Source organism: Thermogemmata fonticola (genome assembly GCF_013694095.1).
GTDB classification, from domain to species: Bacteria; Planctomycetota; Planctomycetia; order Gemmatales; family Gemmataceae; genus Thermogemmata; species Thermogemmata fonticola.
Genome location: NZ_JACEFB010000013.1, coordinates 94,729 through 119,287 on the forward strand (window position 1 = coordinate 94,729; position 24,559 = coordinate 119,287).

Here is a 24,559-nt window from a genome sequence, read left to right on the forward strand (position 1 = left end):
TCCCGGAGGTCCGACCATGCGCTACATCGATCCGCACATTCACATGATCTCCCGCACCACGGATGATTATCAACGGATGGCCTACGCCCAATGCGTGGCGATCAGCGAGCCGGCCTTCTGGGCGGGTTTCGATCGAGGCAGTGCCGCCGGTTTCCATGATTACTTCCGCCATCTAACGGAGGTGGAGCCGAAGCGGGCCGCCCAGTTCCACATTCAGCATTACTGCTGGCTGTGCATCAACGCCAAGGAAGCGGAAAATGTTTCGCTGGCCCGCGAAGTCATCGCTCTCATCCCGCAGTTCCTCTCACGCCCCAACGTGCTGGGCATCGGCGAGATTGGCCTAAACAAGAACACGCGCAACGAAGCCATCGTCTTCCAGGAGCACCTCGATTTGGCGGCGCGGACCAACGAGCTGATTCTCATCCACACGCCGCATCTGGAGGACAAATACAAAGGCACGCGAATGATCATCGACATGTTGCAGAATGACCGGCGGATTCGCCCGGAGCGTGTCTGCATCGACCATGTTGAGGAGCACACGGTGCGGCTGGCCCTGGAGGGGGGGTACTGGTGCGCCATGACGCTCTATCCCACGACCAAGTGCACCCCCGCCCGTGCGGCGGACATCATCGAGCGTTACGGCACGGAGCGGATCATGGTGAACTCGGCGGGGGACTGGGGCAAATCCGACCCGCTGGCGGTGCCGGAGTTCATTCAAGAGATGAAGCGGCGGGGCCACAGTGAGGAGGTGATCCGCCGGATCGTGTATGACAATCCGCTGTCCTTCTGGCGGCAGGCGAACAATTGGCAAGAGCCGGCCTGGGCACAAACCCCGGCTGCCGAGGTCGCAGCGGCGCCTGCCCCCGCCAATGGCAGCCCGCTGCCAGCGTCCCGGCCCGCGGCGGTGCGGACCTAAGCGGCGTGGGGCCAAACTCGCCGCCCGGCCGTGCTTGCCCCCAACGCCCTGCCGCCCGGCGAAAGTGCACCCCTTGCGCGACATCCCCGCGGACACGGCGGTGAAAACACGCAGCGTTCGGCCCCTTCTGGCGGCGGGAAAACGGAGCGTTCGGCCCCTTCTGGGTGCTGTTCTTCCTGAGGGGATCGCTATGCTGGAACCGATGGACTGGAAGCACTTTTGGAAGATTCTCGAAGAGGCGTACCGGGAGGACCCGGTGGATCACTTCGAGGCATTGAAGGAGCGTTTGCGGCAACTGGAGCCGGACGAATTGCTTGCCTTCCAAGCCCGCTTCGACGATGCGGTCCGTGCCGCCAATCTGATCGCTCTGTGGGGGGCCGCCCATCTGATCAACGGCGGCTGCTCCGACGATTGTTTCCGCGATTTCCGCGTCTGGCTGGTGGGCCGCGGGCGGCATGCCTACGAGGCGGCCCTGAAGAACCCCGATTCCCTAGCCGACATCCTCGACGGCGAACCGGTCGATGGCTTCGGCTTGGATATGGCTGCGGTGCGCGTCTACGAAGAAAAGACCGGTCGCAGCGATTTCTACGAACGCCTCGACCGGCTCGAGGAGGAACTGCCCCCGCCGCCACCCGAAGGCGAGGATTTTGACTTCGAGGATGAGAATGAATTGCGGCGGCGCTATCCCCGCCTTTGCCATCTCTACTTGATCCCAGAAGAGCCGGAATCGTGAGGGGAACGTGGTGCCCAGCGCAGACCGTGTTCCCTGTCTCCTAACGGCTTGGGGGCCGGAGCAGGCGTAGCTCCTCCTCCGCGATGAGGCTCAGGTAAGCGCCGTGGGGTCCATCGCCATTGGCCACTTTGAGTAGCAGCGTGTTTTTTCCCTTCCGCAAGACGACCTTGACCCGATCCTGTTCCGGGGCGGCGGCGCGGGTGGCTTGGGTCCGAAAGACAGCCTGGCCGTTGAGCCAGAGGCGCGCGCCGTCATCGCTGCCTAGGAGGATTTCCGCCGGCTGCTCGCGGGGCGAGTCGATCTCCCAGTACAGGTAGGACGCGGAGGAATTGGCTTTGCTGCCGTGCAGGGCGGCCAGGTCGAAGTACCCCCGCGCATCGCTGGAGAGGAGCCGCCAGGCGACGGCACCGAAGCGCTGCTGAGGATCGAACGGCTGCGTTTCGGGGCCGAAGGGCTTGTCCAGGGCGGCGGTCATGCTGGGGGCGGGGAAGGGACCAGCGATGTAAGCTACCGGCGGCGTCAACACCGGCGTCTTCAGCGTCTCCAGGTACGCCACCAGGTCCACCAACTCCTCTTCGGTCAATGCCGCGACAATGTCTTCAGGCATGAGCGAGACCGGCAGCTTGCGGATCGGCCCATCGATTTCCTTCTTCGGTACGGTCACGTCCTTACCGTTGGCGTCGCGCAGAATGATGGCTTCCGGGGTGTCCGCCACCAGCAGGCCGCTCAAGGTGACTTCGGAGGTCGTGGTGACCTGGTACTGAATGTACTGGTCGGCGATCGCTTTGGAGGGAAAGAGGATGGACTCGTAGAGGTTTTCCCGGCTGGCTTTTTTGCCGATCATGGAGAGATCGGGTCCGACTTGTCCGCCGGTGCCGCGGATGCTGTGGCATTTGGCGCACTGGGCCGCCCCGGTGAGGCTGGCATTCCAGACGAGTCGGCCACGGGCCGGATCCCCCTGACGTTTGACCAGCGTGGAGATGGGCGGGAGATTCTTCGGGTTGAGCTTGCCCGGCGGGGGGAACAGCAGCAGGGCGCGGTTCCGCTCGGCCTGGAAAGGAGAGTTGCGCAGGAGCCGACCGGCTTCGGGGACCAGGTCCTTGGGAAGTTTCCCCTGTTGGTGCAGGTCCAGGAGCCAGACGGTCCCCGGACGGCTGGCGGCGAGGGCAGAGAGGGCCGCTGAGCGCAACGCTCCGGAGGCCGACTCTTGCAGAACAAGTTGCTGCAAGGCGGAAAGCGCTTGCTGCGCCACGGGAGAGGAAGCGGTGCCCCGCGGCAGGAGCGTCCCCAAAGCCTGGACGCTTTCAGCAGCCAACGGAGAGGAGGGAGCGGCGGACTGACAGAGCGCGGTCAACGCGGCCACGCTGGCCGGACTGGGCAACTGGCCCAAAGTACGGATCGCCTCCACGCGGACGGCTTCGGGGACGTTATGATCACGGGCCAAAGCGGCGACTTTCTCCACGAAGGGGAGTGCCTGGGCCGCGGCGATGAGTTGCAACCCGGTCGCCTGGCGGTCCGGTTGCTGCAAGAGCGTCTGGATGGTGCGCTGCAAGTCCTCGCTGTTTTGCACAGGCTTCCAGGGGCCGGCCAGGCCGCGGCGCAGGTGCTCCAGGGCGCGGGCCTTGACCTCGGTGGCGGCGTTTTCCTGAAGGAGTTGCAGGAGGGTCCGTCCGGCGGCCGGGTCCTCTTGCACCGCGATGATGTCCAAGAGGCGGGCCTTCTGCGGCGCGGTCAGGTTCGCCTCCCGGAGCAACCGGCCCAGCCGGGGCAGCACCGACGGCGGGCGCAGCTCCCAGACCAAATCGGCTACGGCGTCGTTCCACTGCGGGAAATGCCGGTCGAAGTCGGCCAGGATTGCCATCCGCCGTTTCGGCTCCGTTCCCAAAGCGATGTTCAACGCTGCACGGTAGAAGTGGTCGTCACCGCTGTAGCACCGGGCCAGAGCGTAGAACGGTGCCTGAGCGCTCTCCGCGGGATAGTGGGCCAGGAGCAGGAGGAGTTCCCGACGCACCTCCGGCGGCTGCTCCGCGATTAGGGCAAGGTCGAGGCCTAACTGCTCCCACGGGGGAAGGTGCCCTTGGGGCGCCCAAGCGGCGATGCGGCGGATCAAGGCAGCACGCAGGGCCGAGGTGGCGGGCGGGGCCTTCCACTGCTGGTGCAGCAGGCGCAGGGTTTGGCGGCGGCCCGCTTCGCTGCCGTCTTCCAGCAGAGCCAAACGGGCTTGCAGCCAAAGCGGGGCGGACTCCAGGCGCAGCGGTTCCTCCGCGGCCTTTTGGCGGCGTGCTTCCCGCAAGGCGGTCATGGCCAAGACCCGCGTGGCACCGTTGGGGGAAGCGAGGGCTTGGAGCTGCTCGGCCAAACTGCGGCATTGGAGTGGCGGCACTGGGTATCCCTTGTGGCCTTGGGGGGTGAGGCGGTAGATGCGGCCGTCGAAGGGATCGCCCATGCCGTGGCCCCCGACGCCCCGGTCATACCAGTCCGCGATGAAGATGCTGCCATCTGGGGCGACGCAGACATCCGACGGGCGGAACCAGTTGTCCCGGCTGGTGAGCAAGATTTCCTTGTCCAGCTCGTAGCCAGCCCCCCTCGGCTTGCGGAAGAAGGCGCGGACTTCCCGCGGTCCGGCATCGCAATGGAGCAAGACGCCGGTGTATTTCGGGCCGAAGAGGCTGCCTTCGTAGAAGGTGATGCCGGTGGGGCTGCCGAAACCGGTCCGCAGCACCTTGTGGACGATGCCGGGCTGCTCTTCATGCCAATGGCTTTGCCCTGGTCCGCGGGGGTGGTAGCCGTAGTTCCCGCCGGGCAGCACAAAGCAGATGCGCGTCTGCTGATTGCCGTCGTCATCGTTATCCGAGAGCCAGATTTCGCCGAAGGAATCGACGCAGGCTTCGTAGTTGTTGCGGAAGTTGTGGGCGAGGAGTTCCAGGTGTGTGCCGTCGAGGTGGCAGCGCCAGACGGTGCCAGCCCGGCAATCGGTGGCATTGCTGGTCCAGCGTCGGCCCTGGCCATCGGCACTTTGCAAGCCGGCGACGCCGGAGTCGCCCACGGTGAAGTAGAGCCGGCCGTCCGGACCCACTGTCAAGCCGTGGACACCGTGATCATGGTCGAAGCCGCGGAAGCCGGTCAGGAATTTCCGGGGCGGGCCGTCCGCCTTCAGGTCCCCATCGCGGTCCCAAAACTCCAGAATGTCCGGCGACTGGGCGACCAGCACGCGGAGGGTCTGGCCGTCCGGCGGCTGCGGCAGCACCAGCACGCTCAGCGGCGCGATCAGCTCCTTCCCCTGGTAGAAGGTGACGGCTTCATCGGCTCGGCCGTCGCCGTTGCGATCCACGAGCACCACGATGCGGTCCCCCTCCGGACGCAGCAAAGGACGCTGGAAACCGACGCGGCGATAGTTGACGGCCTCCGCCACCCAAACCCGGCCCCGATGGTCCACGTCGAGACTCGTGGGGTTCAGCAGCAGCGGTTCCGCCGCGAATAGCTCGACCTGAAACCCTGGTGCTGCTTGCATTGTGGCCAGGGCTTGCTCCGGCGGCAAAGGCCCGCCCCGCTGGGCTGTCGACCCCCCGCTGAAACTCCCCACGAGGACCATCCCAACGACATAAAGGCTACCGATCGGCAGGCGCATAGCTGCTTCGTCTCCCTCTGATGCTCATAGACGGCACGGCGTGTAAGTCTCGGCTGGTGCGGAATCCGTGCTTCTGAGGCGGGCGGATCGGCCCCTTCCGCAGGACCGATTATCCCTAGCTCATTTTCCATCGAAAGCGAACGGCGGCAAACTTTTTTCGTCCCTCCTGCGGTCTGTTTCGTCGGATTATTACCGGCAGAGCATGGGATGCCGGAAGGGGAGCAGTATGGAACGCGTTTCAGGAGGACCGAACGATGACCGCCTTTTCCCTCTGCTTTGTGGGTGCGTGGATGATGGGGGTCAACCTGACAGGCATGGTCTCAGCAGTTCCCAATGCCCAGCCCGCGCCGCCGAAGGATTCCCCCGCTGTGGAACAAGCCCGCCAGGTGCTGCTCAAGTCCCTGGCCCGCTATCGCGAGCAGGCGCCGGGGATTCAGCCGGTGGTCTTGTCCCACCCGTCGCTGGAGGCGATTTTCCCCAAGCATGTCTTTTTCGTGGTGCGCTTCCCCCAGTTTCCGGTGGGGCGGGTGCCGCCGCCGGGCTTGGATGTCAGCAACATCTTCGTGGTGCCGCCGGGCCAAGAGCCGCTGCGGATCGGCAAAAGCGAACAGTTGCAAAAGTTCTTCCAGCAGCAGGCCCAAGCGGTGACGGAGGAGAAACTCGCTCGGCAGGCCGTCGCCGCCTGGCTGGTGTTGCTCCAGGAACTCCATCAGGACGGCTTTTACCAGTTTGAAGTGCTGGAGAAGGAGATCGCCGTCCAGCGGCAAGAGGGGCTGAAAGGATCGGGCCGTTCGGTGGTCATGCGGGGCGGCAACGGCCAATTGCAGGTGAGCTTGAGTTTCGATGCCTCCGGGAAACTGAGCCAGGCCAGCGAGCAGGTGCAACTGCGTCCCGGTCCGCGCCCCATCTGCCAGGCTCGCAAGCTGCTCGATCCGGACCCGATCGTTCGCCGCATGGCTGAACAGGAGTTGCTCTACCTCGGTCGCAGCGCGGAAGGCTACCTCCGGGAGCAGCGGCAGCAAGCTGATCCGGACCTGCGTCAGGCCATTGACCGCCTCTGGCAGCGCATCGAGCGCGAGCGGAGCTTTCCAGCGCCGCTGACGGGACAATCTCCGCCATTGAGCGGGACAATCTTTGCAGAACGAGACGGCAGAAGCGGCGAGGCCGGGGCAGCGGGCTTGCCTTTTTCCCTCTCATGGCGGCTGATGCCGAGGAGATCGAGTCTGGGCGTCGCAGCCGGCGGCCGAGTCATTCGATACGGAGGGCGGTGCGGCGGGGCGCTTTCGTGCGGGCCAAAAGCGGTGGAGGAACTCCCAGCCGATCTGGCGTTCCTGCGGCGGCGCTGCCAGCAGCCACAGAAGCAAGTAAGCCGCGAACCAGGCGGTCATTTCTGCAAGCAGTCCCATCCAGCCCCACGGTGTGTGGACCTGGCCGCTTCTCCAGGAAAGCCAGGCGAGAGGCAAGGCCAAAAGCAGGGCGCGCAAGGCCGGCTCCAGGCCGCGGGACAGAGAGAAGATGCCCCAATAGTGCAGAAAGGCGAGGTTGCCAAGCAGGGAGACGGCGTAAGCGGCGGTCATGCCAAGCGCTACACCAGCCGGTCCCCAGAGATAGCCCAGTCCGAAACATCCAGCGACGGCGGTCAAAGCGAACCCCCCCGCGGATACCATATACTGCCGGGAGTGACCTGTGGCTGTCAGCACCCAGCCGAAGAGCGAGTGCAGTGCTGCCACCGGCATAGCGAGGGCGAAGGCCGCCGCCGCGACAGTGCCGAGGAAATGCTCCCGTCCCACTCCCCATAAGTCCAAAAAATGGCCGGTGTAGCCAATGGCCGCCACACCCCCGGCGCAGCCCAGGGCGCAGAGCACTGCCACCGCCTGGCCCAGCCGCTGCTTGAGGACGGCCCGCTCTTGCCGCACGTACAGGTCCGCCAAAGGCGCCCACACCGCCGTACCGAACATGAGCAATTGCCCTTGCCAGAGGGCATAGAGCCGCTGCGTCAGGTGGTAGCGGGTGACTTCTTCCGGTGAATAGAGGGCCTGCACGGCGAGCACCTCGCAGCGCACCGCCAGCGCCCCGCACAAGCTCGCTAGGAACAGCCGGCTGGCATGATGGAGCAACGTGAGGAGGTCCTGCCGCGGCGGAACAACCCAGCTCCAGGGCGAATAGGTGCGCCGGACCCAGCCGTGGAGCCACAGTGCGCTGAGGGCAGAACCGCAGAGCATGGCGAAGGCTTGGCCGGGCAGCCCCCCGCCGTGCGCCGCTAAAAGCAGAGCAACAGCCGTGGTCAGCAAGCTGGAGACGGTCAGCACGCCGCTGACCCGCGCCCCGCGCTGATCTGCCTCGAAGACCGTCCGGGCCAGTTGCCAGGGAGCCAACAGTGCCGCACCCCCCAATAGCAGCCAGAAAGCCGCTTGCCACTCCCCCTGCAACGCCGGCGAAGCCGGTGGCCCCAACGGACCCCGCCACACCAGCAGGGCCGCAAGTGCCAGCACCAACACACTGATCCCGGCGGCAAGCAGTTGAGCGGCGGCCACCCACTGCCGCACCCCCTGCTGGTCCCCGCGCGCCCAGCGCGGCACCAGACCCGCCCCCAAGGCCATCCCCAAGCAAGCCCAACCGACGCCGAGCAAAGCCAAGGTGGCTTCCAGCAGCCGCACCAGACCGAACCGCTCCGCCCCCAGCCAGCCCAAAAGCAGCGGCGTCGCCACCAGCCCGGCCAACACGGTCAGCACCGTCTGCACTTGCTGGGCCACGATGAAGTGCACGGCAGCCCGCCAACGCGATCGCCGCGGCTCAACCGGCTCGTCCGATCCTGTCTGGCTCATGCGGGCCTCGGCTTTGGCACACTCCCTTGGCTCATGCCTCCCCTCGTCTCTCCGCCGCTTCTTCCCCAGGTGCGCCCGCCGCTGTTTGTCCGCTGTCTGGGAGTTGTCCTAGGGCAGTCCCGCCGCGCTTGCCACCGCCGAGTCCGTAGCATCGACCAGGGCATCCCTACGGAGCTTCAGCGCGAGAGCTTGGCCCTTGCAATATCTTCACCAGGGAATGCCTGACGTTTCCAGACCAACGCTTCGCTTTTGCTCATCAGTCCCCGTGTCTGCAAATGCTGACAAAATGCGGACAAAATGAGAGAGAGCGGGCCAGGCAGGGAGGGGTGCGGGAAAGGGCGGGCCTCACGATTGGGCGGCGGAAGAAGCGGCGGCGGCCGGCGGATTCGGGTGCTGCTGCGCGGCCCACTGCTCCAACAGGGCGAATTGCTGGGCGAAATCATGCAGCGAGGTGGCCAGCGGGCTTTTGAAAAACGAAGCCAGGTAGGGCAGCGCTCCGTATTCCCCCCGTCTCTGGGCCAACGCCACCAAGCGGACCAGGTCCAACACCAACGGTGCGGCGAGCAGCGAATCGCACCCTTGCCAGGTGAATTGTAGCGTCATCTTGGTGCCGAAGAATCCCTCGAAGTGGATGTGGTCCCAAGCCGTCTTCCAATCGTCCAGCGATTCGACGTATTCGATGCTGACCAAACTCTGGGGTTTGTAACCGAGCAGGCTGCTGAGCAGGGCGTCTTTACTTTTGACCTTGGAGGCCTTGTTTTCCGGGTCGTTGAGGACCCAGCCGTCGCGGTTGCCCAGGATATTGTGCCCGACCCAAGAGAGGACGCGCAAGTGGCGGCGGGCGAAGAGCGGAGCCAGGACGGATTTGAGGAGCGTCTCGCCGGTTTTGAGGTCTTGACCAGCATGGGGTACGCGGCGCTGGCGGGCTAGCTCTTCCAGGGCCGGCAAACTCGCCCCCAGACTGGGCGTGAGGTTGACATACGGCCAGCCCCCCTCCAGGGCCGCATAGGCATAAAGCGTGCTCGCCGGCAGGGGCAGTTCCGCTTTCCGTTCCAATGCCTCTTGCAAAGCTGTCAGCGAAAGCTGCCGGACTTCCCACGCCGCTGGCGGTTCTGTCGAGGCAGCGTTGACCACGAGGAGTTGATCCAATTGCTCCTGGTCCTGGAAACGGCGCAGGTCGTCTTGCACCGCGGTGATGGCCTCCTGCGGATGGCGTGCCAGCAGCACATCCGGGCGATCCCGCAACGCTTGCAGAGCGGCGTTGGGACGGTAGAGAATCCCCCGCCGCAGATGCCGCGACCATTGCTCCAGATCACTGCGGCAGGCTTCGATCACCGCACGGTCGAAGACCCGCGAACGCTGATGCAGCTCCCAGACCGGCGTGAGCAAGTCGGCCTGACGCACTTCGTGTCCCCCGACCACGAAGGACGACGGCCCATCCAGGTCCAGAGGGGCGAACGCTTCTAGCGCCGTCACCAGGCCGGTCGTTGGGATCAACCCCCGCGCCCAGGCGGACAGTCCCAGGCAGGTGGCCCCCGCCACGCTGCCGCAGGCTCCGATCAACCACAAGCCGATGCGTCGTTGTGCCATTGCCACAGATGCCTATTGCGAAGAAGGTTCAAGTCCAGGGGCAGGGGGGATGATGTTCCATACAAAGGAGGAGCGGCGGCCTTACATCGGGGCTTACTTCCATTGTGGGTGGGCAAGCGGGGACGAGTCAAGTCACACGCGCAGCTCGGCCTCCGGCGGGGGGCGATCGCGGTAACGCTGCAAGCGGGGGTGGACATGTTCCGCCAGGAACTCGTCCACCTGCTGCGGTGCTCGACCGATGAACGCTTCCGCTCCCAGGTTGCCCCACCGCTCCCAGTCCAGGCGCTGGAAGACCGGTTCCTGCCGCAGGCGCTCCAGCAATTCCCGGCTGTTCCCTTGTCCTGCCTTGATCCGCTCGGCCACCGCCAGGCTGTGCTGCCGGACCACCTCATGAACCTGCTGCCGGTTGGCCCCGCCCTGCACCGCCGCCATCATGAGGCTTTCCGTGATCATGTACGGCAACTGTTTCTGGACGTTCCGGGCGATCACCTGGGGTTGGACGATGAGGCGCCGAGCCAAATGCAACGCCAGGCGCAGGCAGGCATCCGCGGCCAGAAACGCCTGGGGCAAATACAACCGCCGGATGGCACTGTCATCGAGAGTGCGTTCCAGCCATTGCACCGCCGCGGTTTGGCTAGCCATCGCCGGCAGGTTCATCAGAAAGCGCGCCAGGGAACAGAGCCGCTCCGCCCGCATCGGATTGCGCTTGTAGGCCATAGCGCTGGAACCGACTTGTTCCGCCTCGAAGGGTTCCTCGATCTCCTGGCGGTGCGCCAGCAAACGCAGGTCGGTCCCCCACTTGTGCAACGACTGGCCTAGCCCGCCCAAAGCCTCCAGCACTTGCGTATCGATTTTGCGGCTGTACGTTTGGCCGCAGACGGGTACCACGCGGGAGAAGCCTGCTTTCGCCGCCACCAGGCGGTCCAGTTGCCGGACCTTCTCGTGGTCGCCCTGGAACAGGGTGAGGAAGCTGGCTTGCGTTCCCGTGGTGCCTTTGGCCCCGCGGAAGGGCAGCTCTTCCTGCCGCCGTTCTAACTCCTGGAGGTCGAGCAGGAGGTCGTACAGCCACAGGCAGGCCCGCTTGCCCACGGTGGTGAGTTGGGCCGGCTGGAAGTGGGTGAAGCCGAGCGTCGGCGTCTCCTTCCACCGCTGGGCAAAGTCCGCCAAAGCAGCGATCACAGCCGCCAACTGCCGGCACACCTGCTCCAGGCTCTCGCGCATCAAAATCAGGTCGGCGTTGTCGGTCACATAGCAGGACGTGGCTCCCAGATGGAGGATGTCGCCCGCTTGGGGGGCCGCATCCTGGAAGGTGTGGATATGGGCCATGACATCATGGCGGAAGCGCTGCTCGTAAGCGGCGGCCCGTTCCAGGTCCACGTCGTCCAGATGCTCCCGTAACGCGGCCAGTTGTTCCGGGCGGATGCGGGGTGTCACCCCGTCGTCAGCACGTAGGCCCAGTTCCGCCTGGGCTTCCGCCAGCCACAGCCACAGCCGCCGCCACGTGCGGTACTTCCGCAATGGCCCCCAGCGTTCCGCCATCTCCCGCGAAGCATATCGCTCCACCAGAGGATTGTCGTAAAGCACGCCCGCCTCATGATGACCCGATTCCGTACCCATAGCGACGCTGACCTGACTCTCCCGCCGGCGGGAACTTGCTCGGTGCAACTTGAGCCAAAGCGGCGGCCCTTCCGCTTGCCGCTCACCTTGGACCCGCAGAACATGCGCCAGGCTTCCCCCCGGCACATCTCCTGCAACCCGGCGGCTATCTTACAACAGCGGCCGCTTTCTGGCTGGAAGGAACCCGCACGGAACCCAAAGCGCGGTTAGGATTGGGAGGACAGGATGTCCGGCCATGGGGGTCGGACCTCCCCGATTGGAGGAGAACCGATCATGCGTGCACAGGGATGGTTCCGCACTCTACTGCTGGCAGGGATCGTGACCCTGCTGAGTGGTCTCGGCGATTCCTCGGCTCAAGCAGGCGATCAACCGCCGCTGCCCCGCTTCTACTACTACCCCTATTACTACTTCCCGCACAGTTACTGGCCGCAGCAAAGCCCGCCGTATCCGGAGCCGCCGGGGCATCCCTATGTCCGTCCCCCGGCGTACATGGCTTATCCGCCCTTCCGCGAACCCGGCTGGCGCTATGAACTGTGGACCCCCCTAAAATACTACCGCGGCAACCACTTCTGGCTCGACCAGTTCTGATTGCACACGAGGCCGTCGAGCTTCCCCCAAGCTGGCCGAGAGGAGAACAAGCTGGCCGAGAGGAGAACCTGGCCCCGAGGGGGAATACCGGCCTGAGCGTTCCGGGATGGCGGCTGGGCCTCCTGGACGTGGTCTTGGGATAGGTTTTGACGCGGATTGCAGCCAGGGCCTCAGCGCTGGCTCTTCTGTTTTCCGACTGCCACCGATTTTCCGATTTCCGACTGCCACCGTTTTTTCCGACTGCCGCCGATGCACCCGGCCCCTCGGTGGAGGCATAACTTCTTCAGGACTGGAGGTTTTGCAGGATGTTGCGGAGGGGGACGAGGCGCTGGCCGCGGCACTCTTCGATCCCCAAAGCTTTGAGGAAGCGGCGGCGCAGGCGGGCCTGCAACTCGTCGATGGTGGAGGGTGCTGTGCTCGTCAGCGGAATGCATCCGCCGGCGCGGCGGTCGTGCCCCCCTGCTCGGCCCATGTCCCCGACCACCTGCTGAAGCAGCTCCCCGGCGTGGGCGTTCTCAATGGCCGCCCGCAGCGACAGCACAAACTTCTGCCCGCAGACCCCGCCGCAGACCGCCCAATCCACCTGATCGAACCGGATCATAAAGTCCACGATCTCGGCGGCATGCTCCGGATGCGGCATTTCATCGACCCAACTGATGATCAGCCGGTCGTAGATGAAGGAGCTTTGTAGGGCCTGGAGGAGGCAGCCGAAGTGGCTTTGCGGCAGGCGGGCATTGCGAATCTGGGCGATGCGGTCCTTGTCGGCCAAGGGGTAGAGGAACAGCAGCGCTTCATCGTCGGCGGGGCCGGCCTCGCGGGGATAGCCGGTCATTTCCGTCTCGATGCCGTAGAGCAGGGCGGTGGCCACGCGCTCCGGGATCGGTGCCTGCTGCTCGATGAGGTAGCGTGTCACTACCGTGCAGGTGGCCCCGTGGCTAGAGCGAATATCTACGAAGGGCACGCCGGTCAGATCGCCGGGCGTGTCGTGATGGTCGATCACCGCATAGAGACGCTGGGTGTACGGCTGGGAATGCCGCCCGGTGTTTGGCTGGCTATCCACCATGACCACGGCGTCCTCCTCGCGCCAGTCGATGGACTCGATCGGCTTGAGGTCCAGCTTGAGCACCTCGACCATGGCCCGGTTTTCTGGCCGGGCGATAGGGCCGTCCCGCGTCATCACCGTCGGCTTGCCCAAGCGGTGCTGCACGAGATGGGCCAGTCCGAGCATGCTGCCGAGACTGTCGGGATCAGGATGGATGTGGGAAACGAAGATCACACGCTTGGCGGCGTGCAGACCTTGCAGGAAGCGATCCGAACGTCGCAGGCCGCTACCACAACGGCCATTACAGTCCGGATCGGCGCTCCGTCGCGCCATAGATGTTTTCACCTCCGGCCTCCCCTCTGTCCCGCCGTGGACGAGGCTATGGAAGCCTTGCCCGCCCACCTGATCTTTCTCCCCGGTCAGGCACTCCGGAGAAAAGGGAGCGCAGCGAGCGAGGAACCCGTGTTCCTCCCACCTCTCGCTTCGCGGAGGGCGGATTGAGAGCTTCCCGGCTCTCTCCCCATTATGTAACCGAACCAGAGTCGCTTGCCAAGGAGTTTTCCCGCCCGGCCCCCTTCGGCGGCCCCTCCCCTCTGACCCATAACTTTCCGCAGGAGATGACCTTGAGGCGGCTTGTCCGAAAAACCGACAATCCCGATTCCGCTTCCCCGTGATCAATCGGTGCACACTCAATTGTAAAAGTGTCCAGTCGAATCGGCCGTCTGGGTCAACCTTTCAGCCCGTGACGGCGGTAGCTGCCACACCTGATCTGAGCGAACCGAGGGAAGCGCCCGTGGGCGATCGAGGCGAGCGGGACTAGTGCAGCGGCCCGCAGACGCTACACTGGAGGAAGGACGGAAGGCGCGAGGACCTCGGCTGCTCGTGCAGAAGGGCCAACGGCTGGCACAACCCGCGTCCGAAGCGGGCACAGAGCGAAACGAGGAGGACTGGCTATGTCTCGGCTTGGCGGACACAGCGCATTGGTGGCGGGGATGATTCTGCTCCTGGCAGGACGGTATGGGGGATTAGCCCAGCCAGGGCCAGGACCAACCGCTCAGGGCACGGGGCAGCCCCTGGAACGCCTGGAGTTGGATCGCCGTATTGTCACCACCGTGTACGAAACGGCCCTGCTCGGCACTGACATTTACAACAAGGGGAACCACGAGGGGTGTTACCGGCTCTACCAGGGCTGCCTGCTGGCCTTGGAAAGCCTGCTGGATCACCGGCCCAAATTGCAGCAGATGGTGCGGGAAAAACTGACCCTGGCCAGCCGGCTCAAACCGGAAGAGGCGGCCCATGTCCTGCGCGAAGCCCTCGATGAGATCCAGAACACCATCGCCCCGTCGCCCAAGGGACCGGACCTCAAGCTGCCGGCGCTCTGGTTCCGGCTAGGGGGGGAAGCCGCCGTCAAGGCCATCGTGGATGACTTTGTGGACGCTTGTGTCAAAGACCCGAAGGTCAACCTCAGTCGCGGCGGCAAATATAAGCTCGATGTGCCGGAGATCGCCCGCCAGAAGCGCCTCATGCTGGAACTCTTCAGCCTCCTGACCGGCGGACCGCTGGAATACAGCGGCAAGCGCAACCTCAAGGAAGCCCACGCCGGGATGCAGATCACCGACGCGGAGTTCGACGCGATGGCCGCCCTGCTTCGCCAAACGCTGGAAAAACACAAGGTGGACAAACGCGAAGCCGAGGAGCTGCTCAAACTCTTCGAGGCCACCCGGCCCGTGATCGTGGAGGTCCGCCGCTCCAAGGATTGATACGAACGGCGTAGCTTAGGGGAACGGGGGGAATGCGGCTCAGGCGCAGCGGCGCAGGGCGTTATGGACCATGTCGAGCAGGCGCACGAGAGTCAGGCGGGGGAGGGGGAAGCTGTCCTGGACGCGCCGCCGATCCGCCGGCACCCGGTAGTAACGCAGCTCCAAGCGGGCGCTGGAGTCGAGCTGATAGTGCAGCTCGTAGTACCATCGGCCGTCGCTTTGGATGAGGCATTGGCTGCGGAGGAAGCCCTCGCGGCGCTGGGCGTCAAGCTCGCAAACCGTCCAAGCGGGGATGAGTTCCCACGGCAGGGCACGCATCTGTTCCGCCCAGAGGCGCAGGGAGTCAGCGGCGGGCCGGAGCGCGCGGGCGGGCCGCTCCCACTGGATTTGCCGCAGCAGCAGGGCCAGATGGTCTGCCGCCTGCCATTGGAGCGTGATCTGGGCCGGTTCCGTACGGTGCCGCCAATAAGCCTGGTGATATCCATCCGGCGGCTTCACCGGGCCGGGATCGCAACAGACCAGTTCCCACTCCTCCTGCGTTAGGGGCGTGAGCGCCCGTTGCGCAAAGGCCAGCACCTCCACGGGCCTGGGGGAAAGCAACGAGTAGGACGGATCAGGTGCGCCGGGCCGATGAGGAACGGGAGGATTCATGCGAGCCTCCTATCGCTTGCTGCGTGTGTTCGGAACCATCAAAACTCAACAAAGTCGGACGGTCATTGATGACCGTTTCCAAGTGTACCGGACGGGCCCAAATGTACTGAATGTTCGCCAACGTATCGCGGGCCTCATCTAATTTCAATTCTACCCCCTCGTAGTGGTGACGCAACAGCAGTTCGCCGCGGTTGCGGTGGTTGCCATCGATGACATAGATCCACGGCTTGCCGAAGTTGGTGAGGCTGAAGAGGAGGCGCTGTTTGATCTTCTCGAATTCCCGGCTTTCGATGACGTAGTTGTTGTCCTGTTCGTTGTACACGTAGGAGAACATCCGGTGTTCGCGGCAGAACTCCGGCGTCAGGAAGGTGTCGATGAAGGTGATGTCGTTGTGGATGCGGCGGACCTCGAAGATTTTCTGGCGGCCCAGGCCGAGCTGTTTATCCCAGTTCCGGCGCTTCTCCATGTCGTCACAGGCTTCCCATTCCGGGCCGAACTGCCCCGTGTTCCACCGCCGCTCGATGTCCCGGAATAGCTCCAATCCCAGCTTGTAGGGATTGAGTCGGCGGGCGCTCGTCGCCATCGTCCCGGAGTGATGGTCCGCGTAATCGATCAGCTCGGAAGGATGCAGGGCTTTCTGCGTCATGATGGTGGAGTGCCAGTAGGAGGCCCAGCCTTCGTTCATGATCTTGGTTTGCGCCTGGGGGTAGAAGTAGTAGGCCTCGTCGCGGACGATGCTGAGGATGTCCCGCTGCCAGTGTTTGAGCGGGGCATGCTCAATGAGGAAGAGGAGGACGTCTTTTTCCGGGCGTTCGGGGAAGTGGGGGACGCGGACTTCCTTGAGCCGTCGGCGTTCTTCCTCCTCGGCCTGGCGGGCCTGCGGGGGGTTGATGAACTCATCCATGTAGGGCTTGGCGCGGAACTTGAGCGGCTGGGCCGTCTCCGCTTCTGCTTCCGGCCCCGCCGCGGCGAAATCGTAACGGGTGGTCTCGTCCCGCCGCTTGATCGCCACCGAGTGGATGTCAATCAGATCGTCGATGGACAGGCATTTGTCCAAAAAGGCCTCCACCTCATCCTCGCCGAAGCGTTCCGCATAGCGGCGGATGCGGGCGGCGTGATTGGCGATCTCATCCATCATCTTGCGGTTAGTATGGGCGAAGTAGGCGTTGTTCTTGAAGAAATCGCAATGCCCGTAGACATGAGCCATCACCAGCTTCTGGTCCACCACGTGATTGCAGCGCATCAGGTAGGCGTAACAGGGATCGTTGTTGATCACCATCTCGTAGATTTTGGACAGGCCGTATTCGTAGCTCTTCTTCAGCTCCTCGTACTGCATGCCGAAGGACCAGTGGGGATAGCGGGTGGGGAATCCCCCGTAGGCGGCGATTTCGTTGAGGTCATCGGCATCGACGACCTCGAAGATCGTCTCGAAGAAGTCCAAGCCGTACTCGCGGGCGTACCCCTCGATTTCATCCTTGAGCACGCGCAGGTGCGGCGGCAGATTCGTGTTGTAATAGCCCCAAACCATCGTTTCGCTCCCGTACTCCTGTGGCTCCCCTATTCCTTCCCCGTGGGTTGCCGGCGAGGTGGGCTTGCAGCGGCGTAAAGTCTGCCTCAGGCGCACGCAGGCCGGGCTGCCGGATTTAGAACCCTCTCAGCGCCCCGTGCCGAGAAACTCCCGGATACTGCGGACGATTTCCTCCCGGTCGGCAATCCGGCTGACGACCAGGTTCTCGTGGTCCTCGGCGAGTTCCGCCACATGGGCGTAGAACTCCCCGGTCCCGTAAGGGGATTCCACCTGGCCGTAGCCGAAGAGATTGAGCTTGGGCAGCAACTGTCCCGTGAGAATCTCCATACATTTCGGGACGTCGTCCCCCCAGTTGTCTCCGTCGGAAAAGTGGAAGGCGTAAAGGTTCCACTGGCTGGGAGGATAGCGGCTGTCGATGATCTGATTGCACAATTCGTAGGCGGAGGAGATTTTGGTCCCGCCGCTTTCGCGGGTGTGGTAGAAGCGGTGCTCATCGACTTCAGCAGCGAGGGCATCGTGGATGATGTACACCGTCTCAACCCCTTTGTAATGCCGCTTGATCCAGGTGTCGATCCAAAAGGCCTCGATGCGGACGATCTCTTTCTGGTCGTCGGTCATGCTGCCGGAGACATCCATCATGTAGAAGACGCAAGCGACGGCTTCCGGCTTGGGCACCTCCTTCCAACTGCGGTACTGCTTGTCTTCCCGGATGGGGATGACGACGGGGTTGGCCGGGTCATAGGTGCCGCTGGCCAATTGCCGCTTGAGCGCCCGGCGGAAGGTCCGCTTGAAGTGCCGCAGGGATTCAGGGCCGACACTGCGAATGCTGGAATACTTATCTTTCTCGCTGACGATGTTCCGTTCGCCCTTGGGCTGGATGCGGGGAAGTTGCAATTCCTCGCCGAGAATGTCCGCTAGCTCTTCCAGGGTCAGCTCGACTTCCAGAATGTGGGCGCCGGGGTCTTCGCCCGCCTGGGCTTCCCCTTCGCCTTGCGGCGGAGTCAGCGGCTGGCCTGGCTGGCCCGGCCCGACCCCCACGCCCCCGGAGTTCTTCTTCCCGTAGCGGAACTGCGGCAGTTGGATCTGCGGCAGGGGAATCGACACGAGGTCTTTCCCCTTTTTGCCGATCAGCTCCCCGCGGGTGAGGTATTTCGACAGATTGCTTTTGACCTTGCCGCGCACGATCTTGTGGAAGCGTTGCAAATCCTGTTCGATTTTTTGCCCCACGGCCAACACCCCTGCGGATCAGGAAGAGCGGAACCGAGTCTGTCGGCGGCCCGACGCGTCACGTCTGCGAAGCTTGCCCCTCATGGGGAGGTCGATGTCTCGGCGGAGGTCGATGCCTCGCTGGGAGGTCAGTCTCCCTGGTTGGAGGCTGGACGCCGCGGATCGTGCCGCCTTGGTCTTTCACTCCGGTAAGTTCGCTATAGCATCGTATCCGGGGAAGGGGCAGCAGGAGAAGAGCAACCGGCAAAAATGCGCACTTGACGAACCAAAAGCTCCGGGGTCAGAATGGGATTTTCCAACGGTTGGCGGCTGGCAATAAAGATCGCCCGTGTCAGGCCGGGGGATGGAGGCGGTATAGTCCAATCACAGGGAAACTCCCGGTGATAGGGTTGAGTGCGAGGAATGTAAACATACTCAAAGTGTTGAGCTAGATTTTGGTAGACCCAGGAACGTGTGGGACGACAACCTGAACCACTCAAGGATTGTGTCGGTATCGCCGCGTCTTCTGAGCATGGATTTAACTGTGATTCTGAACCGTAGGAAACACAAGTTTCAAGTAATAGCATCTTTTGACAATGCCGAGCCAAAAAAGCTAAGGCCTTTGCAGGGTGGCAAAGATGATACAACACCCCATAACAAAAAACTACATCGAAGTGCTGTCCCAAATCTTCAGGGGGATTGTCCAAATCGAGAAAAATCACGGGCAGTTCGGGATAGCGCTGCCGCAGATACGTCAAGTTGGCCTGACGGCCCTCTGAAATCACCACCTCACAGTTTCGATCCAAGAAAAATGACGTGAGGTCGCCGATACCCGCTCCAACTTCCAGAACCCGCAGATTCTCTAGCGGTAAATGGAGGGAAGCCAGATGCTCTAACCGTCTGTGATTAATCCGTTGGTAATTTTCGTTGCCAAAGTGTTTGAGAGGGGTCAGATCGTCTTGGGTACTTCCTTTTCTTTGACTTTTATTAGCATGGCGGCAAAGGATTTTCGATGTCAGAAAACGCAAAAGCATGAAATCACTCCTGGAAAGTAAATTACCACAGGCTACGGAAAATACTTATGTAAAATGAGGTGCTAATCGATGCTTTGGTATGTGTCAAGCTAAATCTGTGCGGCCTGTGCAGGGGAAAATGGCATGTAGGAAAAGCTTGTTCCATTATTCTCGCGGTGCCGTGGTTACTCAGCAGGAGAAGGGCAACCGGCGGAATTGCGCGGGACATGGCTGCGAGGGTGAGGTACGGTGCAGGACGCTGAGGGATGGGGGTGCCCTGAGCCGCACCCTCCAGCGCTTATGGCTGCTTCCTTCCGGACCTGACCAGGTTCACACCTTCAGGTCGGTCAGGCCCCCATCCCTCAGCGCCCCGCGTCGAGGCTGTGCCTGGTGTCGTGGATCGTTTCGCCCCGCGGGTTCGGTTTTTTGCCCCGCAGCTTCGGCATTTCCGCGCCCAGGCTTCAGGGGCGGGCTTTAGCCTGGGGTTCGAGTCGGCGGCCCCATCGGCGTGCTGCCCGCCGGTTACTTCTTCGACTGGCCGCGGGCGAAGATCGAAGCCACGTAGTTGAGCACATCCGTAGCACTCGACTCATTATAGCCGTAATTGCGGATGAGGCGACTCTTGACCACGTCGATCTTCTCCTGGGTCGCCTTGTCCACCACGCTGGAGACGAGCGTGCTGAGCTTGATCGTGTCCTTTTGGTCCTCGAAGAGTTTGAGTTCCAGGGCCTTTTGCAGGCGTTCGTTGGTGCGGTAGTCGAACTTTTTGCCGTCGATGGCCAAGGCGCCGATGTAGTTCATGATTTCGCGGCGGAAGTCGTCCTTGCGGCCTTCGGGGATGTCGATTTTTTCCTCGATGGAGCGCATGAGGCGTTCATCGGGTTCTTCCAGGGCGCCGGTGTATTTGTTGCGGACCTTTTCGCGGAGGGTGTAAGCCTTGACGTTGTCGATGTAGTTGGCGCAGAGGCGAGCCAGGGCTTCCTCGTCGGCGGCGATGGCCCGTTGGACCTCGTTTTTGAGGATGTCTTCGTATTCTTCCCGCACGACGGCCAACAGCTCCTTGTAATGGCGGTATTGCTCTTCGCTTTTGATCAGCGAGTGGTGGCGCAGACCGGCCTCCAGTTCGTTGAGCACCATGAAGGGATTGATGTTGTCCTCATCCGGGTGGGAGACGAGGGCGTTGCTGATTTTGTCCTGGATGTAGCGCGGGCTGATGCCGGACATTCCCTCGTTGGGGGATTCCTTCTTCAGCTCGATGACGTTGTCTTCGGTGAAGCCGGGGAGGGTTTTACCGTTGTAGAGTTTCATTTTCTGGAGGAGGGTGAGGTTGGCATGCTTGGGGGGCGTCAAGCGGGTAAGGACGGCCCACATGGCGGCGACTTCGATGGTGTGCGGGGCGATGTGCTTGCCCTTGACTTTCTCCGGGTTGAAGTCCTTTTCGTAGATTTTGATTTCGTCACTGAGGCGGGTGACGTAGGGGATGTCGATTTTGACGGTGCGGTCGCGCAGGGCTTCCATGAACTCGTTGTTTTGGAGGCGGCGGTATTCCGGCTCGTTGGTGTGGCCGAGGATGACTTCGTCGATGTCGGTCTGGGCGAACTTTTTGGGTTTGATTTTGTGTTCCTGGCTGGCGCCGAGCAGATCGTAGAGGAAGGCGACGTCGAGCTTGAGGATTTCGATGAATTCGACGATGCCGCGATTGGCGATGTTCAGCTCGCCGTCGAAGTTGAAGGCGCGGGGGTCGGAATCCGAGCCGTACTCGGCGATCTTGCGGTAGTTGATGTCGCCGGTCAATTCCGTCGAGTCCTGGTTTTTTTCATCCTTGGGCTGGAAGGTGCCGATGCCGATGCGGTCCTTTTCCGAAAGGACGAGGCGGTAGATTTTGACTTCATGTTCGAGCATTTTGAGCCAGTCGCCGTCGTATTTTTGCAAGCGCTGGCGGAACTCGTAACGGCTGTAGGGGCAGAGGTCGCCTTTGATCTGGATTTCGTAGGGGTAGGGTTTACGGCACTTGGCGTTGAGTTCGGCGAGGAGGGCGGGGCGGAACTCTTCGGGGACGAGCTGGAGGGGTTCGCCGTGCATGGGGTCTTTGGTCCAGCCGGAGCCGTCGGGGTTGCGCCAGGCGAAGCTGTAGAGCTGGCCTTCGTCAGTGCGGCTGTATTCCTCCAGGCCGCGCTTGAGGAGGCGGGCAATGGTGGACTTGGCGCTGCCGACCGGCCCATGCAGGAGGATGACACGGCGTTCGGTGCCAAAGCCTAACGCGGCGCTTTTGAAGACGTTGACCAATTGCATGAGGGGGCGATCCAGGCCATAGATGGCGTCGCCGTATTTGTGCGCAAACTCCGTGAAGAACTTGTAACGAATGATTTTGTCCTTGTTTTCGTACACCTCCTCGATGCCGTGGTGGAGGATCATGTCGTAGAGGCGCTGGTAGGCCGTGCGGGTGACGCCAGGATGCTCCAGCACGATATTGAGATAATCCGCGAACGACCCCTCCCAGTGGAGTTTGCGGTAGTCACTGGTGTTGAGTTGCGCGCGGAGCTTGTCGAGGATGACGTTTGCCTGTGCCATTGCTGTTGGAATCCTCCGTAAAACAGGCCGGGCGGAAGCGGCAGGGAAGTCCGCAAAACCCGGATCAGACCCAATCACGCCATATCAGTTCCCACGCCGCCGGGCTTCGGATTGGGAAAGGGAAAGGGGTGCGACACCCCACCATATCCCTTTTCCCCCAGTCTGGCAAGAGGAGTTTGCCGCCTCCGTTCCGCTACTGCATTCTACGTGGGTGCGGTGCGGACTTCCAAGACGGGATGCCTTTGGGCCACAAAATCGCCTCCCTCGGCCCAACTTTCGTCGTTCTGCGTACAGGAAGGACCAGGCGGTGGAAGCACTTTCTGCTGCGAGCGGCGGCCTGCGCTGGGGGCGGCTGGAAGCTGGAAGCGCGATGCGGATTTTCGCGGCAGGGCAGGGGCCGGGGCGTAGAATGGATTCGCCTTGCGGGTGCGGCGGGTAAGCGGTACCCTGCCGGAACCTGCGGTTTCTCGGACCTGGGAGCACAAGCCATGCGCAATCTGTTTGCCCTGATCGGCTTTGCCGTCGTCGCCTTCGCGGTGGTGGGGTGGTACTGCGGCTGGTACCGCCTCTCGGTCCAGAAAGGGGAAGGGGGCAAGGCGGAAATCCAGACGGTCGTGGATACGAAGAAGGTGACCGAGGATTCCAGCGCCTTCTTCCAGAAGCTGGGGCAGATCCTCAGCCAGCAGACGCAAGGGACCGGTGGGGGGAGCGGGTCGGGGACCAATCCGGCCAGCGACAAGGGGGGAAGCAGCCCCGGTGGGAATAGCATTCCTGGCAGCCATGTTCCCGGCAGTACAGGGTTGAAGCCGCAGAATCCGCCGCCCGGTGCAACCCCGCCGCCCTTTTCCGCCCCGCCGGTGAGCATTCCGCCGTTTTCCGGCAAGACACCGTGAACAAGACTTCGGGAAAGCGGGCAAAAATCCGTGAACCACGCCTCAGTGGCCGCCGCGGAATGGGCCGGTGCAATGGGCCGGCAGAATCTGTCCCGCCGCTGCTTTGGCCTCCAAAGCCTGACGCACCACATCGGGCAGAAATCGGCTCAGGTCCCCGCCGAGCATGGCAATCTGGCGTAACAACGAGCTGCTGATGTGCGAATACTCTTCCTTGGCCATGAGGAAGACCGTCTCAATGTCCGGGTCCAAATGGAGGTTCATCAGGGACATGGTGAACTCGTACTCCATGTCCGAGAGGGTGCGCAGGCCGCGGAGCATGATGCGGGCGCCAGCCTCGCGCACGAAGCGGACGGCTAAGCCGAGAAACGGCTGAATCTCCACGCGGGGAATGCCCTGCACGACCTGCTGGAGCAACTCGACTCGCTCCTCGATGGAAAAGAGGGTGGTCTTTTCCGGATTGATGCCGACGCCGACGATGAGGCGGTCGAAGAGCTGGCTGCCGCGCTGGATGATATCCAGGTGTCCGAGATGGACCGGGTCGAAGGTGCCGGTGTAGACGGCATAGCGGGGATTGAGGGGAGCAGGCACGGTCGCGTCTCCAGGCGGTTCGGTTTCTCCCGCGGAGGGGATGCATGGCCGAGTGTGGATCGGCAGCAGCGCCACGGGTTCTCCAGTCCATCCTACTGCAAGTCGGGGAAGCGGAGGATGGCGCCGGTGGCCGTGCTGCGGAAGGGACCGCGGCGTCCCGTTCCGCCTCCGGGTCAGGGTGTGGCGGCGTCCAGGAAGCGGTCGATTTCATCGCGGGTGTTGTAGGCATGGGGGCTGACGCGGACGCGCTCCGCGCGGGCATTGACGACCACGCCCCGTTCCCGGCAGCGGCGGACCACCTCGCGGGCCGGCCAGACCGGATGAATCAGCGACACGATGCCGGATTTCTCCTTCTCCAGCCGGCTGCTGAAGACAGTCCACCCCCGCCGTTGGGCCTGCTCGCAGAGGTAGTCCGTCAGCTCCAGGATGCGCTCGGCGATCCGCTCGATGCCGGCCTGCAAGAGCATCTGGAGCGAGGCGCCGAAGGCCGTGATCCCCGCCATGTTGTACGCTCCGCCTTCGTAGCGTCCCGCGTGGGGCTTGAGGGTGAAATCGATGCGGGAAAACTCCCAGGGCCGGACCACGCTAAACGCCCCTACGCCGAGCGGATGGAGCATCTCCAGCTTCTCCCGGCGGATGTAGGCAATGCCGGCGCCTTCCGGGCCGAGCAGCCATTTGTGGCCGTCCGCGGCCAGCGCGTCGATCGGCAGCGCCTGGACATCGAGGGGGAAGGCGCCGAGGGACTGAATGGCATCGACGAAGAAAAAGATGCCGCGCTTCTGGCAGAACTCGCCCAGGGCGGCCAGGTCGTTGCGGAAGCCGCTGGCAAACTCCACCGAGGAAATGCTGAGGACCCGCGTGCGGCTGTCACAGGCGGCGTAGAGGTCTTCCAGCAGCAGGCGCGCTCCCCGGCTGGGGACCCGTCGCACTTCCACGCCGCGAGGGGCCAGATTCAGCCACGGATACTGATTGGCCGGGTACTCCTCCGCCGCCAGGACCACATTATCCCCCGCCTGCCAGGGGAACCCTTCCGCAATCAGGTTGATGCCCCAGGTGGTGTTCGGGATGAAGCAGATGTCTTCCGGGCTGGGGGCATGGAGGAGTTGGGCAGCGAGGATGCGGACCTGCTCCACGCGGTCGAACCAAATCCGGAAAGCGGCCACGCCATTTTCCGCGAGGCTCTGGGCGTACTGGTGCAGGGCGGCGGCCGCGCAGCGCGGCAAAGGCGCCACCGCTGCGTGATCGAGAAAGGCCCAGCGTCCGGTGACGGCTGCAAACTCATCCCGCAAGGCTGTCCAGTCCATGCTTGGCTCCCGCTTGGCCCGGAAGAGCGCCGCTGCCTTGCCCCCCGCCGGCCTGTGGCCTCCGTCTTAGCCTGGGATTCCGGGGTCTGTCGCTCGTCGGTCTCAG

Annotated in this window: 18 protein-coding genes and 1 other RNA gene; 5 read left to right on the forward strand and 14 right to left on the reverse strand. The window is 63.2% G+C overall.

The window, feature by feature from the left end; translation table 11 throughout:
* Positions 1–16: 16 nt before the first annotated feature.
* Positions 17–916 (forward strand): TatD family hydrolase, encoded by a 900-nt coding sequence (locus H0921_RS14550; protein ID WP_194539237.1) that lies wholly within the window; start codon positions 17–19, stop codon positions 914–916.
* Positions 917–1,106: 190 nt separating this feature from the next.
* Positions 1,107–1,649 (forward strand): DUF4240 domain-containing protein, encoded by a 543-nt coding sequence (locus H0921_RS14555; protein WP_194539238.1) that lies wholly within the window; start codon positions 1,107–1,109, stop codon positions 1,647–1,649.
* A gap of 40 nt (positions 1,650–1,689) precedes the next feature.
* Here H0921_RS14555 and H0921_RS14560 read toward each other — a convergent pair whose 3' ends face one another.
* From H0921_RS14560 to purB, 5 genes are all read right to left on the reverse strand, one after another.
* Positions 1,690–5,277 (reverse strand): PVC-type heme-binding CxxCH protein, encoded by a 3,588-nt coding sequence (locus tag H0921_RS14560; protein WP_194539239.1) that lies wholly within the window; start codon positions 5,275–5,277, stop codon positions 1,690–1,692.
* Positions 5,278–5,597: 320 nt separating this feature from the next.
* Complete coding sequence (locus H0921_RS14565) at positions 5,598–6,386, reverse strand: hypothetical protein (protein WP_194539240.1); 789 nt, start codon at positions 6,384–6,386, stop codon at positions 5,598–5,600.
* Positions 6,387–6,470: 84 nt separating this feature from the next.
* On the reverse strand, positions 6,471–8,102 hold the full coding sequence (locus H0921_RS14570) for a lipopolysaccharide biosynthesis protein (protein WP_194539241.1): 1,632 nt from the start codon (positions 8,100–8,102) through the stop codon (positions 6,471–6,473).
* Between the two features lie 345 nt (positions 8,103–8,447).
* Complete coding sequence (locus tag H0921_RS14575) at positions 8,448–9,692, reverse strand: inositol-3-phosphate synthase (RefSeq protein WP_194539242.1); 1,245 nt, start codon at positions 9,690–9,692, stop codon at positions 8,448–8,450.
* A gap of 132 nt (positions 9,693–9,824) precedes the next feature.
* Positions 9,825–11,309: an adenylosuccinate lyase gene (gene purB / locus H0921_RS14580; RefSeq protein WP_194539268.1), complete on the reverse strand. Its 1,485-nt coding sequence runs from the start codon at positions 11,307–11,309 to the stop codon at positions 9,825–9,827.
* A 273-nt stretch (positions 11,310–11,582) separates the two neighbouring features.
* Between purB and H0921_RS14585 the strand changes: the two genes are divergently transcribed.
* Positions 11,583–11,897, forward strand: a complete 315-nt coding sequence (locus tag H0921_RS14585) for a hypothetical protein (protein WP_194539243.1) — start codon at positions 11,583–11,585, stop codon at positions 11,895–11,897.
* A gap of 283 nt (positions 11,898–12,180) precedes the next feature.
* On the opposite strand, the gene H0921_RS14590 is transcribed toward H0921_RS14585, so the two are convergent.
* The gene (locus tag H0921_RS14590) at positions 12,181–13,272 is read right to left on the reverse strand and encodes a DHH family phosphoesterase (protein ID WP_194539244.1); all 1,092 of its coding nucleotides are present in this window, start codon (positions 13,270–13,272) and stop codon (positions 12,181–12,183) included.
* 620 nt (positions 13,273–13,892) lie between these two features.
* Here H0921_RS14590 and H0921_RS14595 point away from each other — a divergent pair.
* Entirely contained in the window at positions 13,893–14,699 is an 807-nt protein-coding gene (locus tag H0921_RS14595) for a group I truncated hemoglobin (RefSeq protein ID WP_194539245.1), read from the forward strand.
* Positions 14,700–14,738: 39 nt separating this feature from the next.
* Here H0921_RS14595 and H0921_RS14600 read toward each other — a convergent pair whose 3' ends face one another.
* From H0921_RS14600 to H0921_RS14625, 6 genes are all read right to left on the reverse strand, one after another.
* The gene (locus tag H0921_RS14600) at positions 14,739–15,350 is read right to left on the reverse strand and encodes a hypothetical protein (protein ID WP_194539246.1); all 612 of its coding nucleotides are present in this window, start codon (positions 15,348–15,350) and stop codon (positions 14,739–14,741) included.
* On the reverse strand, positions 15,313–16,878 hold the full coding sequence (locus H0921_RS14605) for a SpoVR family protein (protein ID WP_194539247.1): 1,566 nt from the start codon (positions 16,876–16,878) through the stop codon (positions 15,313–15,315). Before H0921_RS14605 ends, H0921_RS14600 begins: the two co-directional genes overlap by 38 nt.
* Positions 16,879–17,004: 126 nt before the next feature.
* Complete coding sequence (locus H0921_RS14610; protein WP_194539248.1) at positions 17,005–18,105, reverse strand: DUF444 family protein; 1,101 nt, start codon at positions 18,103–18,105, stop codon at positions 17,005–17,007.
* Between the two features lie 197 nt (positions 18,106–18,302).
* Complete coding sequence (locus tag H0921_RS14615; protein ID WP_194539249.1) at positions 18,303–19,118, reverse strand: class I SAM-dependent methyltransferase; 816 nt, start codon at positions 19,116–19,118, stop codon at positions 18,303–18,305.
* A gap of 241 nt (positions 19,119–19,359) precedes the next feature.
* An RNA gene (ffs, locus tag H0921_RS14620) (signal recognition particle sRNA small type) lies at positions 19,360–19,457 on the reverse strand.
* Between the two features lie 162 nt (positions 19,458–19,619).
* Entirely contained in the window at positions 19,620–21,668 is a 2,049-nt protein-coding gene (locus H0921_RS14625) for a PrkA family serine protein kinase (RefSeq protein WP_194539250.1), read from the reverse strand.
* 488 nt (positions 21,669–22,156) lie between these two features.
* Between H0921_RS14625 and H0921_RS14630 the strand changes: the two genes are divergently transcribed.
* Positions 22,157–22,561 carry a hypothetical protein gene (locus tag H0921_RS14630; RefSeq protein ID WP_194539251.1) on the forward strand — a complete coding sequence of 135 codons (405 nt, stop codon included), beginning with the start codon at positions 22,157–22,159 and terminating at the stop codon, positions 22,559–22,561.
* Positions 22,562–22,603: 42 nt separating this feature from the next.
* On the opposite strand, the gene coaD is transcribed toward H0921_RS14630, so the two are convergent.
* Both coaD and H0921_RS14640 read right to left on the reverse strand, forming a co-directional pair.
* The gene (gene coaD, locus H0921_RS14635; protein WP_194539269.1) at positions 22,604–23,149 is read right to left on the reverse strand and encodes a pantetheine-phosphate adenylyltransferase; all 546 of its coding nucleotides are present in this window, start codon (positions 23,147–23,149) and stop codon (positions 22,604–22,606) included.
* A gap of 173 nt (positions 23,150–23,322) precedes the next feature.
* Positions 23,323–24,453 (reverse strand): aminotransferase class V-fold PLP-dependent enzyme, encoded by a 1,131-nt coding sequence (locus H0921_RS14640; protein WP_194539252.1) that lies wholly within the window; start codon positions 24,451–24,453, stop codon positions 23,323–23,325.
* Between the last annotated feature and the right edge of the window lie 106 nt (positions 24,454–24,559).

Bases quoted from the DNA above. Each gene is read 5' to 3' on its own strand.
- H0921_RS14585 (WP_194539243.1), top strand. From the start codon at position 11,583: ATGCGTGCACAGGGATGGTTCCGCACTCTACTGCTGGCAGGGATCGTG.
- H0921_RS14605 (WP_194539247.1), bottom strand. From the start codon at position 16,878: ATGGTTTGGGGCTATTACAACACGAATCTGCCGCCGCACCTGCGCGTG.
- H0921_RS14595 (WP_194539245.1), top strand. From the start codon at position 13,893: ATGTCTCGGCTTGGCGGACACAGCGCATTGGTGGCGGGGATGATTCTG.
- H0921_RS14555 (WP_194539238.1), top strand. From the start codon at position 1,107: ATGCTGGAACCGATGGACTGGAAGCACTTTTGGAAGATTCTCGAAGAG.
- H0921_RS14575 (WP_194539242.1), bottom strand. From the start codon at position 9,692: ATGGCACAACGACGCATCGGCTTGTGGTTGATCGGAGCCTGCGGCAGC.
- purB (WP_194539268.1), bottom strand. From the start codon at position 11,309: ATGGGTACGGAATCGGGTCATCATGAGGCGGGCGTGCTTTACGACAAT.
- H0921_RS14615 (WP_194539249.1), bottom strand. From the start codon at position 19,118: ATGCTTTTGCGTTTTCTGACATCGAAAATCCTTTGCCGCCATGCTAAT.
- H0921_RS14625 (WP_194539250.1), bottom strand. From the start codon at position 21,668: ATGGCACAGGCAAACGTCATCCTCGACAAGCTCCGCGCGCAACTCAAC.
- H0921_RS14590 (WP_194539244.1), bottom strand. From the start codon at position 13,272: ATGGCGCGACGGAGCGCCGATCCGGACTGTAATGGCCGTTGTGGTAGC.
- H0921_RS14630 (WP_194539251.1), top strand. From the start codon at position 22,157: ATGCGCAATCTGTTTGCCCTGATCGGCTTTGCCGTCGTCGCCTTCGCG.
- H0921_RS14600 (WP_194539246.1), bottom strand. From the start codon at position 15,350: ATGAATCCTCCCGTTCCTCATCGGCCCGGCGCACCTGATCCGTCCTAC.
- H0921_RS14640 (WP_194539252.1), bottom strand. From the start codon at position 24,453: ATGGACTGGACAGCCTTGCGGGATGAGTTTGCAGCCGTCACCGGACGC.
- H0921_RS14570 (WP_194539241.1), bottom strand. From the start codon at position 8,102: ATGAGCCAGACAGGATCGGACGAGCCGGTTGAGCCGCGGCGATCGCGT.
- H0921_RS14550 (WP_194539237.1), top strand. From the start codon at position 17: ATGCGCTACATCGATCCGCACATTCACATGATCTCCCGCACCACGGAT.
- H0921_RS14560 (WP_194539239.1), bottom strand. From the start codon at position 5,277: ATGCGCCTGCCGATCGGTAGCCTTTATGTCGTTGGGATGGTCCTCGTG.